14 protein-coding genes and 1 riboswitch are annotated in these 18,770 nt (G+C 72.5%); of the genes, 8 read left to right on the top strand and 6 right to left on the bottom strand.

What is annotated here, in order from left to right; translation table 11 throughout:
* Nucleotides 1-158 precede the first annotated feature (158 nt).
* The 6 genes from ACFHW0_RS27825 to ACFHW0_RS27850 all read left to right on the top strand — a co-directional run bounded on the left by ACFHW0_RS27825 (nt 159) and on the right by ACFHW0_RS27850 (nt 12,131).
* Complete coding sequence (locus ACFHW0_RS27825; RefSeq protein WP_416612315.1) at nt 159-1,538, top strand: ABC transporter substrate-binding protein; 1,380 nt, start codon at nt 159-161, stop codon at nt 1,536-1,538.
* A 79-nt stretch (nt 1,539-1,617) separates the two neighbouring features.
* On the top strand, nt 1,618-2,574 hold the full coding sequence (locus tag ACFHW0_RS27830) for a carbohydrate ABC transporter permease (protein WP_416612317.1): 957 nt from the start codon (nt 1,618-1,620) through the stop codon (nt 2,572-2,574).
* A gap of 12 nt (nt 2,575-2,586) precedes the next feature.
* Complete coding sequence (locus ACFHW0_RS27835; protein ID WP_416612320.1) at nt 2,587-3,474, top strand: carbohydrate ABC transporter permease; 888 nt, start codon at nt 2,587-2,589, stop codon at nt 3,472-3,474.
* Nucleotides 3,475-3,573: 99 nt separating this feature from the next.
* Complete coding sequence (locus tag ACFHW0_RS27840) at nt 3,574-5,250, top strand: glycoside hydrolase family 13 protein (protein ID WP_416612321.1); 1,677 nt, start codon at nt 3,574-3,576, stop codon at nt 5,248-5,250.
* A 145-nt stretch (nt 5,251-5,395) separates the two neighbouring features.
* On the top strand, nt 5,396-8,260 hold the full coding sequence (locus tag ACFHW0_RS27845; RefSeq protein WP_416612323.1) for a discoidin domain-containing protein: 2,865 nt from the start codon (nt 5,396-5,398) through the stop codon (nt 8,258-8,260).
* Between the two features lie 178 nt (nt 8,261-8,438).
* Nucleotides 8,439-12,131 (top strand): discoidin domain-containing protein, encoded by a 3,693-nt coding sequence (locus ACFHW0_RS27850; RefSeq protein ID WP_416612325.1) that lies wholly within the window; start codon nt 8,439-8,441, stop codon nt 12,129-12,131.
* A 118-nt stretch (nt 12,132-12,249) separates the two neighbouring features.
* Here ACFHW0_RS27850 and ACFHW0_RS27855 read toward each other — a convergent pair whose 3' ends face one another.
* The gene (locus ACFHW0_RS27855) at nt 12,250-13,014 is read right to left on the bottom strand and encodes a crotonase/enoyl-CoA hydratase family protein (protein WP_416612328.1); all 765 of its coding nucleotides are present in this window, start codon (nt 13,012-13,014) and stop codon (nt 12,250-12,252) included.
* 40 nt (nt 13,015-13,054) lie between these two features.
* Nucleotides 13,055-13,972: an EamA family transporter gene (locus ACFHW0_RS27860; RefSeq protein ID WP_416612331.1), complete on the bottom strand. Its 918-nt coding sequence runs from the start codon at nt 13,970-13,972 to the stop codon at nt 13,055-13,057.
* Nucleotides 13,973-14,081: 109 nt separating this feature from the next.
* A riboswitch (cobalamin riboswitch) is annotated at nt 14,082-14,280 on the top strand.
* Nucleotides 14,281-14,318: 38 nt separating this feature from the next.
* Between ACFHW0_RS27860 and bluB the strand changes: the two genes are divergently transcribed.
* Nucleotides 14,319-14,948, top strand: a complete 630-nt coding sequence (bluB, locus tag ACFHW0_RS27865) for a 5,6-dimethylbenzimidazole synthase (protein WP_416612333.1) — start codon at nt 14,319-14,321, stop codon at nt 14,946-14,948.
* Nucleotides 14,949-15,060: 112 nt separating this feature from the next.
* A complete protein-coding gene (locus ACFHW0_RS27870) occupies nt 15,061-15,912 on the top strand; it encodes a Rieske 2Fe-2S domain-containing protein (RefSeq protein WP_416612335.1) in 852 nt (283 codons plus the stop codon).
* A 144-nt stretch (nt 15,913-16,056) separates the two neighbouring features.
* On the opposite strand, the gene ACFHW0_RS27875 is transcribed toward ACFHW0_RS27870, so the two are convergent.
* The 4 genes from ACFHW0_RS27875 to ACFHW0_RS27890 are packed head-to-tail and all read right to left on the bottom strand — an operon-like array spanning nt 16,057 to nt 18,721.
* A complete protein-coding gene (locus tag ACFHW0_RS27875) occupies nt 16,057-17,430 on the bottom strand; it encodes a LysM peptidoglycan-binding domain-containing protein (RefSeq protein WP_416612337.1) in 1,374 nt (457 codons plus the stop codon).
* 15 nt (nt 17,431-17,445) lie between these two features.
* On the bottom strand, nt 17,446-17,877 hold the full coding sequence (locus ACFHW0_RS27880) for a pilus assembly protein TadG-related protein (protein WP_416612339.1): 432 nt from the start codon (nt 17,875-17,877) through the stop codon (nt 17,446-17,448).
* Nucleotides 17,874-18,353 (bottom strand): TadE/TadG family type IV pilus assembly protein, encoded by a 480-nt coding sequence (locus tag ACFHW0_RS27885; RefSeq protein WP_416612341.1) that lies wholly within the window; start codon nt 18,351-18,353, stop codon nt 17,874-17,876. Before ACFHW0_RS27885 ends, ACFHW0_RS27880 begins: the two co-directional genes overlap by 4 nt.
* Nucleotides 18,338-18,721 (bottom strand): TadE family protein, encoded by a 384-nt coding sequence (locus ACFHW0_RS27890; RefSeq protein WP_416612384.1) that lies wholly within the window; start codon nt 18,719-18,721, stop codon nt 18,338-18,340. Before ACFHW0_RS27890 ends, ACFHW0_RS27885 begins: the two co-directional genes overlap by 16 nt.
* Between the last annotated feature and the right edge of the window lie 49 nt (nt 18,722-18,770).

An 18,770-nucleotide genomic window follows, 5' to 3' on the forward strand; every position in this document is an offset into this window, starting at 1 on the left:
CGCTTGGCTACAGTGACCCCACTCACACCTGGCTCCGACGCAGCTGCCCGGGGCCGGGTCGCTCAGCAGATGCAGATCAGTGACGGCGCATCGGCGCGGTGACGACCACCGGGCATCAGCGCAGGTCATGGAGACACCGTTCCCGAAGGGATGGACAGATGTCCGTACCGCAGTACCGGAAGACTGCGGCGTTGGCGCTCGTGGCCGGCCTGGGGCTCAGCCTTGCGGCCTGTTCGACGAAGAGCGACGACGCGACAGGCAGCGCAGGCGGCAAGGTCACCGTCACCGTCGACTGCCAGCCGGTCGGCTCCCAGAAAGAGCTGTTGAAGAACTGGAACGACGACGTCGCCGAATTCCAGCGGCAGAACCCCGACATCGTCATCAAGAGCGTGAGCGTCGGCGAGCAGTGCAACAACCCGCCGGACTTCACCGCCCGCCTGGCCGGCGGCACCGTGACCGACCTGTTCTACGGGTACATGACCGACCTCCAGCAGGTGCTGGACTCCGGCCAGGCGATGGAGATCACCGAGTACGCCAACAAGGACACGGTCCCCACCTGGGACAGCGTCGACCCGGCGCTCAAGGAGGTCTTCAGCGACGGCGGCAAGCTCTACGCCGTCCCGGCGAAGAACTACTCGATGGGCCTGGTCTACAACAAGGCCCTGTTCCAGCAGGCGGGGCTCGACGTCAACAACCCGCCCAAGACGTGGCCCGAGGTCCGGGCGGCGGCCAAGAAGATCTCCGCGCTCGGCAACGGGATCGCCGGCTACTCGGAGTACAGCGCCGGCAACACCGGCGGCTGGCACTTCACCTCCCTGCTCTACTCGCAGGGCGGGCAGGTGCTGACCGAGGACGGCAAGAAGGCCGACTTCAACAACGCGATGGGCAAGCAGGTCCTGCAGAACCTCAAGGACATGCGGTACGGCGACAACAGCATGGGCAGCCGCCAGCTGCTCCAGTGGGGCGACCTGCTGACCAACGCCGCCGCCGGCAAGGTGGGCATGTTCATCGGCGCGCCGGACGCCACCCAGGCGATCGTCAGCCAGTTCCAGGGCAAGTTCCAGGACTGGGCGATGGCACCACTGCCCGGCCAGGACGGCCCGGCGAAGGCGACGCTCGGTGGCGGCGAGGGCTACTTCTTCAAGAAGGGCCTCTCTCCGGAGCAGGTCAAGGCCGGTCTGAAGTGGATCGCCTACCAGAAGCTGACGCCCGGCAAGGGCCAGTTCGACTACGTCCGGGCCAAGCCGCAGAACTACCCGGTCGGCCTGCCCCAGCCGCTGCTCTTCGCGGGCGGCAGCGAGGCGCAGAAGCAGGAGCTCGAGCTGCGTAAGGCGAACGCGAACGTCGACACCGCGAACTTCGCGCTCTTCGAGGCCAACCCGGTGCCGATCAAGGGCGAACCGCGTAACGCGCAGGCGATCTACGCGGTGCTCGACGCGGCGATGTCCGGGGTGCTGACCAACCCGAACGCGAACATCGACGCGCTGCTCAAGACGGCCGAAGACAAGGTAAACCAGCTCCTCGCCGCGGAGAGCTGATCCGACGGTGGGGGCCGGCGCGCCGGCTCCCACCCAAGTCCGCACCGCACGTCCGGTCACTGACTCACCAGGAGTTGCCTTGGCGATCATCTCCGCCCCGGGGGCCACCAGAGAAGCGGGTCGTCCCGCGCCGCCGTCCCCGGTACGGCCGCAGCGTACGAGCCTCGGCCGCAAGGTGCGGGACAACCTCACCGGCCACGCGTTCCTGATCGGGGCGGTGCTCTGCTTCGCGGTCTTCTCCTGGTACCCGATGGTCCGCGGCATCGTGATGAGCTTCCAGCGCACCCGGCGCGGCGAGACCACCTGGGTGGGCTGGGACAACTACACGCGCATCATGGCCGACCCGAGCTTCTGGACGGCCTGGAAGAACACGTTCTCCTTCACGGTCCTCGCGCTCGTCCTCGGCTACGTGGTGCCGTTCTTCGTGGCGATCCTGCTCAACGAGTTCCGCCACGCCAAGGGGTACCTGCGGATCCTGGTCTACCTGCCGGTGATGCTGCCGCCGGCCTCGGCGCTCTTCCTGTTCAAGTTCTACGCGTACGACCCCAGCGACGCGGGGCTCTTCAACGCGATCCTCAAGGCGCTGCACCTGCCGACGTCGCAGTGGATGCAGTCCCCCGAGATGACGATGCCCGCGATGGTGCTCGCGTCGACCTGGATGAACATGGGCAGCGCGGTGCTGATCTACCTGGCGGCGTTGCAGAACATCCCCGGCGAACTCTACGAGGCGGCCGAGCTGGACGGCGCCGGGATCTGGCGGCGGATCCGGCACGTGACCATCCCGCAGACCCGGCTGATCCTCGCGCTCCTGGCGATGCTCCAGATCGTCGCCACCATGCAGCTCTTCATCGAGCCGCTGATCCTCGCCAACGGCGCGGGCGCGGAGGACTCGGCGACCTCGGTCGCGTACCTCATCTACCAGCACGGCTTCTTCCAGAACGACCTCAACGGCGCCGCCGCGCTCGGCGTGATCATGCTCGTGGTGCTGGCCGGCTTCTCCGCCGTCTACGTGCGGCTGACTGCGAAACAGGACTAGGACGGACGCGGAATGGCACAGGACTCCGGGACCCGGACACTCGTCTCCCACGCCCAGCTCAGGCGGGGGCGCGGCAGGGTGATCTACTGGACGCTGCTCGCCGTCGTCGTGGCGGGATTCACGCTCGTCTTCCTCGGGCCGCTCTACTGGATGGTCACCGGCGCGCTCAAGTCGGGCCAGGAGATCGCGCAGACCCCGCCGTCGTTGTTCCCGCAGGATCCCCAGTGGCAGAACTACGTCGACGCGTGGCACAACCTGGATCTCGCCAAGCTGCTGTTCAACACGTTCTACTACGCGACCGGCGCGGTGCTGTTCCAGCTCGTACTCGACACCGCCGCGGCGTACTCCCTGTCGAAGCTCCGCCCGGTCTTCGGCAACGTGATCCTCGGCCTGATGCTGGCGACGCTGATGATCCCGGCGATGGTCCTCATCGTCCCGCAGTACGTGACCGTGATCGACCTGCCGATCCTGCACGTCAACCTGCTCGACTCGCCGTTCGCGATCTGGCTGCCCCTGGTCGCGAACGCGTTCAACATCTTCCTCCTGAAGCGGTTCTTCGACTCGATCCCGGAGGAGCTGATGGCGGCGGCCCTCATGGACGGGGCGACCCCGCTGCGCACGCTCTGGTCGATCATCCTGCCGATGTCGCGCCCCATCCTCGGCGTGGTCTCGATCTTCGCCGTGACCGCGGTCTGGAAGGACTTCCTCTGGCCGAAGCTGGTCATGCCGTCACCCGAGACCCGGACGGTCAGCGTCGGCATCTACGCCTTCTCGGGCGGTACGCCCATGAACGTGGTGGTCGCCGCCTCGGTCATCGCCGCGATCCCGACCGTCATCGTCTTCCTGATCTTCCAGCGGAACATCATGTCCGGCCTCACCACGGGCAGCCTCAAGGGATAGCCCCCGGCGCAACCTTCCGCGGCGGACAACGACCGTTCGCCCGGGACACATCAAGGTCCGGCGAACCCGCCGACGCACTGACGCAGAAAGCAGGTGCTCGTGTCCAGAGCAGACAACGGTCCGTGGTGGCGTGGAGCGGTGATCTACCAGGTGTACCCGCGTAGCTTCGCCGACGGCGACGGCGACGGCATCGGCGACATCGCCGGCATCCGGTCGCGGCTGGACTACCTGTCCGCGCTCGGCGTCGACGCGATCTGGTTCAGCCCCTGGTACCCGTCCCCGATGGCCGACGCCGGCTACGACGTGGCGGACTACCGCGACATCGATCCGGTCTTCGGCACGCTGGCCGAGGCGGAGGCGCTGATCGCGGAGGCGCACGCCCTCGGCATCAGGACCATCGTCGACGTGGTGCCGAACCACTGCTCCGACGCGCACCCCTGGTTCCAGGCGGCGCTCGCCGGCGGGCCGGGCGCGCCCGAGCGGGACCTGTTCTGGTTCCGCCCCGGCCGGGGCCCGAACGGCGACCAGCGGCCCACCGACTGGGTCGGCGAGTTCGGCGGCGAGACCTGGACCCGGACCACCAACCCGGACGGCACCCCCGGCGACTGGTACCTGCACCTGTTCGCCCCGGAGCAGCCGGACTTCAACTGGGAGCACCCCAGGGTGCGGGCCGAGTTCGAGGACATCCTGCGGTTCTGGTTCGACCGCGGCGTGGACGGCATCCGGATCGACTCGGCCGGGCTGCTGGTCAAGGACGGCACGCTGCCCGAGACCCTGCCGGACCGGCCGCACCCGTTCCGCGACCTCGACGGGGTGCACGACATCTACCGCGACTGGCGACGGATCGCCGACGAGTACCCCGGCGACCGGGCACTGATCGGTGAGGTGTGGATGCCGGACCGGCAGCGGTTCGCCAACTACCTGCGCCCGGACGAGCTGCACGCGGCGTTCAACTTCGACTTCCTCGGCTGCGCCTGGGACGCCTCGGCGTTGCGCGAGAGCATCGACGGGACGCTCAGCGTGCACGCGCTGGTCGGCGCCCCGGCCACCTGGGTGCTCTCCAACCACGACGTCACCCGGCACGTCACCCGCTACGGCCGGGCGGACACCACGTTCAGCTTCGCCGCCAAGCGCGAGGGCACCCCCACCGACCTGGAGCTGGGCACCCGCCGGGCCCGGGCCGCCGCGCTGCTGTCGCTGTCGCTGCCCGGCGCCGCGTACGTCTACCAGGGCGAGGAACTGGGCCTCTGGGAGGTCGAGGACATTCCGCGTGAGCTGCGGCAGGACCCCATGCACTTCCGCTCCGGCGGGGTCGATCCCGGCCGGGACGGCTGCCGCGTCCCGATCCCCTGGTCCGGCGAGACGCCGCCGTTCGGCTTCAGCCCCGACGACGCGGCGGCCGAACCCTGGCTGCCCCAGCCGGCCGACTGGAAGGACCGCACCGCCCGCGCCCAGACCGGCGACGTCCACTCGATGCTGGAGCTGTACCGGGCCGCCCTCGCCGTCCGGCGGGCCGAGCCGGCACTCGGCGACGGGGGGCTGACCTGGCTGCCCGCCCCCGAGGGGGTGCTCGCGTTCCGGCGGGAACCCGGCTTCGCCTGCCTGGTCAACCTGTCGGACACGGCGGTGCCGCTGCCGCCCCACACCGACCGGCTGCTGACCAGCGGGCCGCTCGACGACGACCGGTTGCCCCCGGACACCGCCGTCTGGCTGCGTACCGCCGAGGCGGCGCCCACCGCGACGCGCGGGACGGACCCGACGCCCGGAACGGCCTGACCCGACGGTGCCGGCGGCCCGTCCCGGCCGCCGGCACCGCCACCCGCAGGCCCCGCGCAGACCGAGGCCGACAGGGAGGTACGCGCACCGCACCGAACCGCACGACACGGGGGACCTGGCCACCTCAGGAAAGGGAGCGCCGCTCATGGCCGACCACACCACCCCGCACCACCAGCGAAGACACCGCATCCGCGCGGGGCTCGCCGCCCTCACCGGAACCGCCCTCGCGGCGGCCTCGATCTCCGTCGTCGCGCTGACCACCACCGCGACCCCGGCCCGCGCGGCGGGACTCTCGCCGTTCGACATCCCGGGGCGGGGCGCCACCGTCCCGTTCGTCGAGCAGGAGGCGGAGGAGGTCGCGCACACCGGCACGAGGATCGGCCCGGACCGGCGCTACGGCATGCTGCCGTCCGAGGCGTCCGGCCGGGAGGCCGTCACCCTCGACGCCGTGGGCGAGTACGTCGAGTTCACCCTCACCGCGCCCGCCAACGCGGTGACCTTCCGCTACAGCCTGCCGGACAACGCCGCCGGCACCGGCCGGGACGCCAGCATCGACCTGCGGGCCAACGGCACGCTGGTCAAGGCGGTGCCGGTCACCTCGCGGTACGGCTGGTACTACGGTGGCTACCCGTTCAACAACAACCCGGGCGACACCAACCCGCACCACTTCTACGACGAGACCCGGACCATGTTCGGGACCACGTACCCGGCCGGCACGAAGATCCGGCTCCAGGTCTCCTCGACCGCCCAGTCGCCGACGTTCACCATCGACCTGGCCGACTTCGAGCTGGTCGGCGGGCCCATCGCGAAGCCGACCGGCGTGCTCGACGTGGTCACCGACTTCGGCGCCGACCCGACCGGCGCGACCGACTCGACCGCCAGGTTCCAGGCGGCGGTGGACGCCGGCCGGGCCCAGGGGCGGGCCGTCTGGATCCCGACCGGTACGTTCACGCTCTGGGACCATGTCGTCGTGGACGGGGTGACCCTGCGCGGGGCGGGCCCGTGGTACTCGGTGCTCGGCGGGCGGCACCCGACCGACCGCAAGCGGGCCGCCGGCATCTACGGCAAGTACGTCCCCGGCGGCGGCTACAGCGGCGAGATCCGGCCGCACGAGGCCGGCGGTCCCAGCCGCAACGTCACGCTGCGCGATTTCGCGATCATCGGCGACATCCGGGAGCGGGTGGACGAGGACCAGGTCAACGCCATCGGCGGGGCGATGTCGAACTCGGTGGTCGACAACGTCTGGATGCAGCACACCAAGGTCGGGGCCTGGATGGACGGCCCGATGGACAACTTCACCATCCGCAACAGCCGGATCCTCGACCAGACCGCCGACGGGGTGAACTTCCACTGGGGCGTCACCAACTCCACGGTGACCAACACGTTCGTGCGCAACACGGGTGACGACGCCCTCGCCATGTGGGCGCAGAGCGTGCCGAACGTGAACAACTCCTTCACCCGCAACACGATCGGCGTGACGATCCTCGCCAACCACCTGGTGACCTACGGCGGGCGGGACATCAAGATCACCGACAACGTCACCGCCGACTCGGTCACCAACGGCGGCGGCATCCACGTCGCCAACCGCTACCCGGGCGTGACCGGCCCGACCGCCGTCTCCGGGACGATCACCGTCGCCCGGAACACCCTGATCCGCAACGGCAACTCGGACTACAACTGGCGCTTCGGCGTCGGCGCGATCTGGTTCTCCGCGCTGAACGAGCCCATCCAGGGCGCGGCGATCAACGTGACCGACACCGACATCCTGGACAGCTCGTACGCGGCGCTGCACTGGATCGAGGGGCAGTCCAGCGGGATCAGCTTCAACAACGTACGGATCGACGGCGCGGGCACGTACGCCCTCCAGGTGCAGGCGCCCAGCCAGGTCTCCTTCACCAACGTGCGGGCCACCGGGATCGCCCAGGCCAACCCGATGCACAACTGCGTCGGCAGCGGCTTCCAGATCACCCAGGGCACCGGCAACTCCGGCTGGAAGACGTCGACGCCGTACTGCGGGCCGTGGCCGGAGCCGCAGTGGGGCGGTGGGCCGACCAGCCCGCCCCCGACGACGACGCCGCCGACCACCGCGCCCCCGACCACCCCGCCGCCCACCACGCCCCCGCCGACCACCCCGCCCCCGACCGGCGGGAACCTGGCGCAGGGCCGGCCGGCGACCGCGACCAGCACCAACCAGAACTACGGCGCGGCGAACGCGGTGGACGGCAACGCGGCCAGCTACTGGGAGAGCGCCAACAACGCGTTCCCGCAGTCGCTGACCGTCGACCTGGGCGCGGCGCGCACCGTCGACCGGGTGGTGCTGAAGCTGCCCGCCGGCTGGGAGCGCCGCACCCAGACGCTGTCGGTGCTCGGCTCGACCGACGGCTCCTCGTGGGCCACCCTCGCCGCGTCGGCCGGACGTACGTTCGACCCGGCCGGCGGCAACACGGTGTCGATCAGCGTGCCGGCCGGCGAGCGCCGGTTCGTCCGGCTGACCGTCACCGGCAACACGGGCTGGCCGGCGGCGCAGCTCTCCGAGTTCGAGGTGTACGGCGGCGGCCCCACCACCCCGCCCCCGACCACGCCGCCGCCGACCGGGAACCTGGCGCTCGGCCGACCGGCCGCGGAGACCAGCCACGCCGACGTGTACGTGGCGGCCAACACGGTCGACGGCAACCCGAACACCTACTGGGAGAGCGCCAACAACGCCTTCCCGCAGTCGGTGACGGTGGACCTGGGCGCCAACCGGACGGTGTCCCGGGTCGTGCTGAAGCTCCCGCCGTCCTCGGCCTGGCAGACCCGCACCCAGACGCTGTCGGTGCTCGGCTCCACCACCGGCTCGTCGTTCACCACCCTGAAGGCGTCCGCCGGCTACACCTTCAACCCGGCCAGCGGAAACACGGTCACCGTGACCTTCGCGGCGACCAGCCAGCGGTACCTGCGGCTGACGTTCACCGGCAACAGCAGCTGGCCCGCCGGCCAGCTCAGCGAGTTCGAGGTCTACTCCAGCTAGCCCGGTGGCCCCCGCCCGTCCCGGGCGGGGGCCACCCCGGTCCGGGCGGCCCGGCGCAGCGCCGCCCCGACCCCCGTCCCGCACCGTCCCCCACCTGTCGCGGCACGACGGGCGTACCCCTGCGCCCGTCACCGGGCAACGCACCCGCACCCCACCCCCGAAAGAGGTGTAGCGACCCATGTCCAGACTCGGCACCAGACCCGGGACCGCGCCGACCGGCGCGCGCCGTCCCGTCCCCCGGTCCACCCGCCCGGCCCACCGACGGCTGCTCGCCGGCGTGCTCGCCGGGCTGCTCCTCACCGCCGTCCCGGCCGTGACCCCGGCGGCCGCCGCGCCACCGGCGGACCCGGCCGCGACCGCCGCCCGCGCCGCCCTGCTCGCCGGGCTCTCCGCCACCATGAGCGCCAGCAGCCACAACCAGAACTACGTGGCGAGCAACGCCAACGACGGCAACGCCGACACCTACTGGGAGAGCGCCAACAACGCGTTCCCGCAGTGGATCCAGGCCGACCTCGGCGCCACCGTCAACGTCGACCGGGTGGTGCTCAAGCTGCCGCCGTCGTCGGCCTGGCAGACCCGCACCCAGACGCTGTCGGTGCTCGGCTCCACCACCGGCTCGTCGTTCAGCACCCTGAAGGCGTCCGGCGGCTACACCTTCAACCCCGCCACCGGCAACACCGTCACCGTCAGCTTCGCCGCGACCAGCACCCGGTACGTGCGGGTGCAGGTCACCGGCAACACCGGCTGGCCGGCAGCCCAACTCTCCGAGGTCGAGGTCTACGGCGCCGCCGGCAACCCCGACACCCAGGCCCCCAGCGTCCCCGGCAACCTGGCGTACACCCAGCCCGTCAGCGGCCAGATCCGGCTCACCTGGTCCGCGTCCACGGACAACGTCGGGGTGACCGGGTACGACGTCTACGCCAACGGCGCGCTGCGCGGCAGCGTCAACGGGTCCACGCTGACGTACACCGACAGCCAGCCGACCACGGCCACGGTCTCCTACCACGTCCGGGCCCGGGACGCCGCCGGCAACCAGTCGGCGAACAGCAACACCGTGACCCGGACCGGCACCGGCAACCCGCCCGTCGGCACCAACCTGGCGGTCGGCAAGCCGATCACCGCCTCCGGGCACGTGCACACGTTCGTGGCGAGCAACGCCAACGACAACAACGTGGCCACCTACTGGGAGGGCAACGGCAACCCGAGCACGCTGACCGTGCAGCTCGGCGCCAACGCCAGCCTCAGCCAGGTCGTGCTGAAGCTGAACCCGGACTCCGCCTGGGGGGCGCGTACCCAGAACATCACCGTGCTCGGCCGGGACCAGGGCTCCTCGACCTTCACCACCCGGGTCGCTGCGGCGAACTACGCCTTCAACCCGGCCAGCGGCAACACCGTGACCATCCCGGTCTCCGGCGCGGCGGCCGACGTGCGGCTCTCGATCGCCTCGAACACCGGCGCCCCGGCCGGGCAGATCGCCGAGTTCCAGGTCATCGGCACCCCGGCGCCCAACCCGGACCTGACCGTGACCGGCATGTCGTTCAGCCCGTCCGCGCCCGTGGAGACGAGCGCCGTCACGCTCTCGGCCACCGTCCGCAACGCCGGCTCGGCGGCCTCCGGCGCCACCAACGTCAACTTCTACCTCGGCACCAACCGGGTGGGCACCGCCCCGGTCGGCGGCCTGGCGGCCGGCGCCTCGGCCACGGTCACCGCCAACATCGGCACCCGGGACGCGGGCAGCTACCCGCTGAGCGCGAAGGTCGACGAGTCGAACACCGTCGTCGAGCAGGATGACACCAACAACAGCTACACCAACCCGAGCCCGCTGGTGGTCAGCCCGGTCGCCAGCTCCGACCTGGTCGCCGCCGCGGTGGCCTGGTCGCCCGGCACCCCGGCGGCCGGCAACACGGTCAGCTTCTCGGTGTCGATCCGCAACGCCGGCAGCATCGCCTCCGCGTCCGGCGCGCACGGCATCACGCTCACCGTGCTCAACGAGGCGGGCACGGTCGTCCGTACCCTGACCGGCTCGTACTCCGGCGTGATCAACGCCGGGGCCACGGTCGGCCCGGTCAACCTGGGCACCTGGACCGCCGCGAACGGCAAGTACACCGTCCGGGTGGTGCTCGCGGCCGACGGCAACGAGCTGCCGGTCAAGCAGGCCAACAACACCAGCGACCGCGCGCTTTTCGTGGGGCGCGGCGCCAACATGCCGTACGACATGTACGAGGCCGAGGACGGCGTCGTCGGTGGCGGCGCCAGCGTCGTCGGGCCGAACCGGACCGTCGGCGACCTCGCCGGTGAGGCGTCCGGCCGGCGGGCGGTGACCCTCAACTCGACCGGCAGCTACGTCGAGTGGACCACCCGGGCCAGCACCAACACCCTGGTCACCCGCTTCTCCATCCCGGACGCCCCGGGCGGCGGCGGCATCAACTCGACGCTGAACGTCTATGTCAACGGCAGCTTCCACAAGGCCATCGACCTGACGTCCCGGTACGCCTGGCTCTACGGCAACGAGGCCAGCCCGGGCAACTCGCCGAGCGCGGGCGGACCGCGGCACATCTACGACGAAGCCAACGTCATGCTCAACTCCACGGTGCCGGCCGGCAGCCGGATCCGGCTCCAGAAGGATCCGGCCAACACCACCACGTACGCCATCGACTTCATCAACACCGAGCAGGTGGCGCCGATCGCGAACCCGGACCCGGCGCGCTACACCACGCCGACCGGCTTCACGCACTCCGACGTGCAGAACGCCCTGGACCGGGTGCGGATGGACACCACCGGCAACCTGGTCGGGGTGTACCTGCCGGCGGGCAACTACTCCACCGCGTCGAAGTTCCAGGTGTACGGCAAGGCGGTCAAGGTGACCGGCGCCGGGCCCTGGTACACCCGGTTCAACGCGCCGTCCGGCCAGGACAACACCGACATCGGATTCCGGGCCGAGAACTCGGCGGCCGGGTCGTCCTTCGCGAACTTCGCCTACTTCGGCAACTACACGTCGCGGATCGACGGGCCGGGCAAGGTTTTCGACTTCTCCAACGTGTCGAACATCGTGATCGACAACATCTGGAACGAGCACATGGTGTGCCTCTACTGGGGCGCGAACACCGACTACATGACGATCAAGAACTCCCGGATCCGGAACATGTTCGCCGACGGCATCAACATGACCAACGGCAGCACCAACAACCTGGTCAGCAACAACGACGCCCGGGCCACCGGCGACGACAGCTTCGCGCTGTTCTCGGCGATCGACGCGGGCGGCGCGGACATGAAGGACAACATCTACGAGAACCTGACCTCGACCCTTACCTGGCGTGCCGCCGGCTTGGCCGTCTACGGCGGGTACGGCAACACGTTCCGCAACATCCACATCGCGGACACGCTGGTCTACTCCGGCATCACCATCAGCTCGCTCGACTTCGGCTACCCGATGAACGGCTTCGGCGCCAGCCCGCCCACGCGGTTCGAGAACATCTCGATCGTGCGGGCCGGCGGGCACTTCTGGGGCGCGCAGACCTTCCCCGCGATCTGGGTCTTCTCCGCCTCGAAGGTGTTCCAGGGCATCCGGGTCAGCGACGTCGACATCGTCGACCCGACCTACAGCGGCATCATGTTCCAGACCAACTACGTCGGTGGGCAGCCGCAGTTCCCGATCACCGACACGGTCTTCACCAACGTCTCCATCAGCGGCGCCCGCAAGAGCGGCGACGCCTACGACGCGAAGTCCGGCTTCGGCATCTGGGCCAACCAGATGCCGGAGGCGGGGCAGGGCCCGGCCGTCGGGTCGGTCACCTTCAACAACCTTCGCCTGAGCAACAACGCGGTGGACATCCAGAACACCACCTCGACGTTCACCATCAACCGCAACTGACCCACCCCGGTCGCCCGAGCGGCGGCCGATCTCCCGGGCGGTGCGGCCACCGGACATCCGGTGACCGGCACCGCCCGGCCCGTCGGTCGGTGCGTCGCGCTGGTCGGGCCTCCGCCGGTCAGTGGGCCGGGGCGCCGTGCCGGCCGGCGCCGGCGGCGAACCGGGCCGCGCCCGCCGCCGCGTCGGCGGCCAGCGACTCCATCCCGTACGCCAGCTCCACCTCCAGCGCCGTCGGTTCCGGCAGGCCGGCGCCGGCGAGCAGCGCCGCCCGGTCGTTGCGCAGGCAGGTCTGCGGGTGCCGGGCGATCTCGGCGGCCAGCCGCTCGGCCGCCGCCCGGGACTCTCCCGGCGCGACCAGCCGGTTCACCAGCCCCATGGCGTACGCCTCCTCGGCCGGCACCGGCCGGCCGGTCAGGATCAGGTCCATCGCCCGGCTCTCGCCGATCAGTCGGGGCAGCCGGACCGTGCCCCCGTCGATCAGCGGCACCCCCCAGCGGCGGCAGAACACCCCGAGCACCGCGTCGGACTCGGCGACCCGCAGGTCGCACCAGAGCGCCAGTTCCAACCCGCCGGCCACCGCGTGACCGGAGATCGCGGCGATCACGGGCTTGCTGAGCGTCATCCGGGTCGGGCCCATCGGGCCGTCCCCCTGCGCCTCGACGCGGTTGCCGCTCGGGGTGCCGATGGCCTTCAGGTCGGCCCCGGCGCAGAACGTGCCGCCGGCTCCCCAGAGCACGGCCACGGAGGCGTCGGGGTCGGCCTCGAAGGCGCGGAACGCGTCGGCCAGCGCCCTGGCGGTCGGCCCGTCGACCGCGTTGCGGGCCGCCGGGCGGTCCAGGATCACCGTGGTCACCGCCGCGGCGCGTTCGACGCGTACCCCCATTGCGACAGCATGCCCCCGGCGGTGCCGGCGGCGCCAGGCGTCAGTGCGGGGCGGACCGGTCCGGGCGGACCAGGGTGGCGCCCAGCGCGGCGCCGACCACGCAGGCCACCCCGGCCACCTGCGGCCAGGCCAGCAGCTCGCCGAGCAGGACCAGCCCGACCAGCGCCCCGATCGCCGGCTCCAGGCTGAGCAGCACCGCGAAGACCCGGGCCGGCATCCGGCGCAGCGCCGCCATCTCCGCCGAGTACGGCAGCACCGACGACAGCAGCGCCACCGCCGCGCCCAGCGCGAGGGTCCACGGGTCGAGCAGCGCCGTACCGCTGCCGGCGACCCCGAAGGGCAGCACGGCCAGCGCGGCGACCGCCATCCCCAGCGCGAGGCCCCGGCTGCCCGGCACGCGGGCGCTGACCGCCTTGCCGAGCAGCACGTAGCCGGCCCAGCCGACCGCGACGGCCACGCAGCACAGCAGCCCCAGCCGGTCCACCCCCGTCCCGCCGAGCCCGCTGATCAGCAGCACGCCGCCGCCGGCCAGCGCCGCCCACGCCACGTCGGCGAGCCGGCGGCTGCCGGCGAGCGACACCAGCAGCGGCCCGGCGAAGCCGATGGTGACCGCGACGCCCAGCGGCACCCGGTGCAGGGCCGCGTAGAAGGCGAGGTTCATCACCGCCAGGGCCAGCCCGAACGCCCCGACCAGACCGGCGGTACGCCAGCCCAGGCGCAGCCCCGGCCGGACCAGGACCAGCAGGATGAGCGCGGCGAAGCCGAGGCGCAACGTGGTCGTACCGCCGGCGCTGGTGCTGCCGAAGAGCTGCTTGGCGACGGCCGCCCCGACCTGGGTGGAGAGCATGCCGAGCAGCATCAGCAGCGGGGGCGGCACGGCCCGGGGCTGTCCCAGCGCGAGGGTCAGTCGGGTCGCCGGTCGACCGGCCGGCAACGGGCGGGAGGAGAGTGCGTACACCCGGACCACAGTGGTACCGGAGCGGGCGGCCCGCGACCGGATTTCCACTGCCGCGGGCGCACCGCGCTGCCCGCCGGACCGGGGCGGGCCGGGCGGCGCTAGCATCCCCGACGGCACGATCATGTGAGGTGCCCCGCGCGAGCGGGGAGAATCGGGAAGCCGGTGCGAATCCGGCACGGGCCCGCCGCGGTGACCGGGGAGCCACCGTCCACGCGTACGCGCAGCCACTGGCCCGCCCGGGCCGGGAAGGCGGACGGCCAGGCGTCGATCCGGGAGTCCGAAGACCGGCCTCGCGTCCGGTGCCCGCGTCCGGCGTGGCGTGGGCCGAGCGCAGCGGGAGCCTGCCTTGGATCTGTACGACGTCATCCACCGCCGCCGGGACGTACGCGCCCAGTTCACGGGGGCGCCGGTGCCCGAGGAGACGCTGGACCGGGTGCTGGCGGCGGCGCACGCGGCGCCGAGCGTCGGCTACTCGCAGCCCTGGGACTTCGTCCTGGTGCGCGACTCGGAGCTGCGCCGCCGGTTCCACGAGCACGTCCGCGCCGAGCGGGACACCTTCGCCGCGACGCTCGACGGGGAGGCGGCCGAGCGGTTCGCCCGCATCAAGATCGACGGCGTCCTGGAGTCGACGCTGTCGGTGGTGGTCACCCACGACCAGGTTCGGGGCGGCCCCGCCGTGCTCGGCCGGCACGCCATCGCCGACACCGGGCTCTACTCGACCTGCCTCGCCATCCAGAATCTCTGGCTCGCCGCGACCGCCGAGGGGCTCGGGGTGGGCTGGGTGTCGTTCTACCGGGAGCCCTGGCTCGCCGGGCTGCTCGGCATCCCCGACGGGGTCCGGCCGGTGGCGTGGCTCTGCCTCGGGCCGGTCACCCACTTCGAGCCCGTACCCGACCTGGCCCGGCACGGCTGGCGGCAGAGGCGCCCGCTGGCCGACGCGATCCACCACGACCGCTGGGCGGCACGTGAGCGCTGACCTCGGTGGTGGGGGCGTCCCGTTACGGGTCGGTGGGGGCCCGATCACGTACCGCTGCGGATCCGTCACCGCCGACCGGTTTGCGCCGGCTCCTGCCGGGAAGTCGGTACGGGTGCGAGCACTCTTGACGAAGATCGAACAGGCATCCGGCCTGGACCGGGTCGGCGACCGGTTGCAGCGCGCCGTCCAGGCCACCCTCCGACCGCAGCGGGTCCGCGACCTGCTGCACGGCGTCTGGCTGGGCCATCCGCTGCACCCGGCGATGGTGCAGGTGCCGGTCGGCGCGTGGATCAGCACGGCGGTGCTGGACCTCATGCCGGGACAGCGCCGGGCCGCCACCACCCTGTGCACGGTGGGCACCGTCAGCGCCCTCCCGGCCGCGGTCGCCGGCCTCAACGACTGGGCGGCACTGGCCCGTGACCAGCGCCGGGTCGGCCTGGTGCACGCCGCGTCCAACAGCGTCGGCCTGGCGTTCTACGCCGGCTCGGTGGCCGCCCGGATGACCGGCCGGCACAACCTCGGCCGTACGCTCGGCTTCCTCGGGCTCGGCGCCGCCAGCATGGGGGCGTACCTCGGCGGGCACCTGGCGTACAAGCAGGGCGCGCAGGTCAACCAGAGCATCTCCGAGCTGCACCGGATGAGCGACGGCTGGCACTCCATCGCGGACATGTCCGCCCTGCCGGAGCGCAAGCTGATCACCCGGGAGGTCGACGACGTCTCGGTGATCCTCTATCGGCACGGCGACGAGGTCACCGTGATGCTGGAGCGCTGCCCGCACCAGAGCGGCCCACTGGGTGAGGGCGAGGTGCAGGAGATCGACGGGCACGCCTGCGTGGTCTGCCCGTGGCACGGCAGCGCGTTCCGCCTCAACGGCGGTGAGGTGGTGCACGGCCCGTCCGGCAACGACCAGCAGGTCCTGCCGACCCGCGTCGTCAACGGCGTCCTGGAGACCCGCCTCCCCTGACCGCCCCGACCTCCGGCCCCGACCTTCGATGGCGATCAAGAAGTTTGGGTCGAGTTCGATCTCCCTGCCGTGACCAGGCCTCTTGATCACCCGGGCGCTGTCGGTTGGCGAGCCGGAGGCAAGGCGGTATCGGTGGTGGGTGGGTCAGGGGCGGCGGTGGCGGCCGATCGGGGTGTCGTGGGACGAGCCCGGCCGGGTTCGGCCGTGGCCGGTCGGATCGCTGTCGCGGCTGCCAGTGGTCAGCCCGCCGTCGAAGGTGTCGGCGCCGGTGGCCGTGCCGACGGTCGTGCCCCCGCGAACGACGGCGGTGCCACGGCGGGCGGCGGCCGTGGTCCGGGCCGCGCCGGCCGGTACGCGGCCCGGTCGACGGCGTAGGCCCAGGACCGCGCCGATCTGCGCGCCGACGATGCTCGCCACCGCCAGGACGGCGGAGACCGCGAGGGGCCTGTTCACCCGATCGGGTTCACCGGCCCGGGCGGCTCCCACCGTCACCGTCGGGGCCTGACCGGCGTCCGTCTCCGCCGGCGGCGGCACCGGGGCCTCGGCGGCCGGTGGGGGTGGCGTCGCCCGTTCGGGAGCGACCTTCCCCGGCGCCGGCTGCGGGGCCGGCCGGGCGGGAGCGGGCGGGGTCGGGTGCGCGACGAGACGGCCGGTGGCGTGCCGGCGGGCCCCCCGGTCCTCGGCGTCCCCGGGCAGCTTCAACAACTGGCCGGGGTGGATCCGGTCGGGGTCGCCGAGCCGGTTCAGCTCGGCCAACTCCCGGTAGTCGGCGAACTCGTCCAGGTAGCGCTGGGCGACGGCGCCCAGGTGGTCGCCCCGGGCCACCCGGTAGACCGCCACGCTGTCATCCGAGTCGGCCAAGGCGGACAAGTCGACCCGTGCGGACAAGTCGGCCGGCGGGGAGGAGCCGGCCGGTGCCGGCCGTGCAACCGGGACAGTCGTCGGTGGCTGAGCAGGCAGGCCGGCCGACAGTGGCCGGGCGACCTGGGCGGCCGAGGCGGGCCGGGCGAGCGGAGCGGCCGAGGCGGGCCAGGTGTGCGCGGCCGGGCCCGGCCAGGCGGCCTCCGCGACAGTCGGCTGCGCGGCCGCCGCCGGCAGTGCGTACGGGCCGGCGACCGCCGTCGCCGCGCTCGCCGCGGGGCTGGCCGCGAGGATCAGCGCGACCGAACCGACCAGCGCGGCGGCGGCCCGTTGCTGGCGACTCATTCCCGGCAGCCGGGGCGCGGGTCGGCGCAGCGCCTGCGCGCAGAGTTCGACCAGGACGGAGAAGGCGAACGTGGCCCAGCCGAACCAGCCGGCCAGCGCCAGCGCCCGCAGGAACAGCCGCCCGTCGTCGCGGCTGGTCAGCGTCGAGCCGATCTCCGCGACGGTGGGCAGGTGATCGGGCAACGGGTTGCCGGCGAGGGCGAGCAGCGCCACCGGCGCGCCGACCAGCACCGCGCAGAGCACGACGAGCGCGCCGAACCCGGTCAGGATGCGTCCGGTCCGGCGTACGGCGGAACGCCCCGATGCGGCCATGGCTGCCTTCCCTTCCTACGGTGCCCCGGTGAGCGGCCGCGCGGTCGCCTCGCCGGAGACGGTGACGGTCTCGTCGAAGCCGAACAGGCTGAGCATGGATCTGCGGTGCGTGACGGTGACGCGTACGCGGACCCGGGTCTCCCCGTCGACGACCGGGAAGCTGACGGTGTGGCCGGCGGCGCCGGCGGCGGCGAGGTAGTCGGCGACGGCGCGGCGGGCCTGGGGACGGTTGATCCGGGTCGGCCCGCCCTCGATGGCGGTGGCCCGGTCGATGGCCTGGCCGCCGGCGCGGGCGGCCTCGGCGGCGAGGTTGTCGGCCCGCTGCAACGTGCGCAGCTGGCCCGCGCCGTCGAAGGCCAGGCCGATGACGGAGAGAACGCCGACCATCGCCACCGCGAGGAAGATGCTCACCCGGCCCTGGTCGTGTCGGCCGGCCACGGCGGTCATCCCCGGCTCCGGTAGCGGTCCAGCGGCGACGTGAAGCTCGCCGACACACGCTTGCCGGCGGGCATCCCCGGCAGGACGGACAGGTGCAGGTCACCGTGGGAGACGGTGCACGCGATACGGACGGTGACCGAGGCGTCCTGCCCGGTCGGGCTGCGGAACGCCTCGTCGAAGCTGGTGGGGGCGCCGCGTACCGCGCCGCTGAGGGTCACCTCGGGGGCGCCGGCGCAGTTCAGGCCGCGCCAACCGAGCTGCCGGCGGGCCGCGTCCCGGGCCTCGGCGCGGGCGGTGCGGGCGTCCCGGGAGATCGAGGCGGCGCGGGCGGCGTCGTGGGCGGCGGCGTCGATCGCCTCGGCCGCCACGGCGGTACGCCCGGCGACGCCGGCCAGCACCATCAGCGCGATGAAGGCCGGGGCGAGCACCGCCACCTCGATCGAGACCGAGCCCCGCTCGGCGGTACGGCTCACGGCGTGGTCCACCGTTCCACGGTTCCGTGCGCCGTCTGGTGCACCGGGAAGCTGACCCCGGGTACGACGGACAGGGACCGCCCGCGCACCGTGCAGGTCACCTCCGTCGTGGTGGTCTGGCAGCTCGGTGCGGGATCGTCCCAGCCGACGAGCCAGCCGCCGGCGGCCCGCAGGAACCGGACGGCCCGGGCCTCACCGGCCCCCGCCGGCGCCTGGTGCAGCCGCTGCGCGTTGACCGCGCTCTGCGCGGCGTTGAGCGCGGTGGAGCGGGCGACGAACCAGGCCGCGGTCTGGATCGAGGCGAAGAGCAGCAGCAGGATCACCGGCATCACCACGGCCAACTCGACCGGGTTGGCCCCCCGGTCGACCCCGCCAACCACGAGCCGCCGCCGGACGGCCGGGACAAGGCGCCCGGCGGCAGCCGGGACG

This window comes from Micromonospora sp. LOL_025, assembly GCF_048060285.1.
In the GTDB taxonomy this organism is placed as follows: Bacteria; Actinomycetota; Actinomycetes; order Mycobacteriales; family Micromonosporaceae; genus Micromonospora.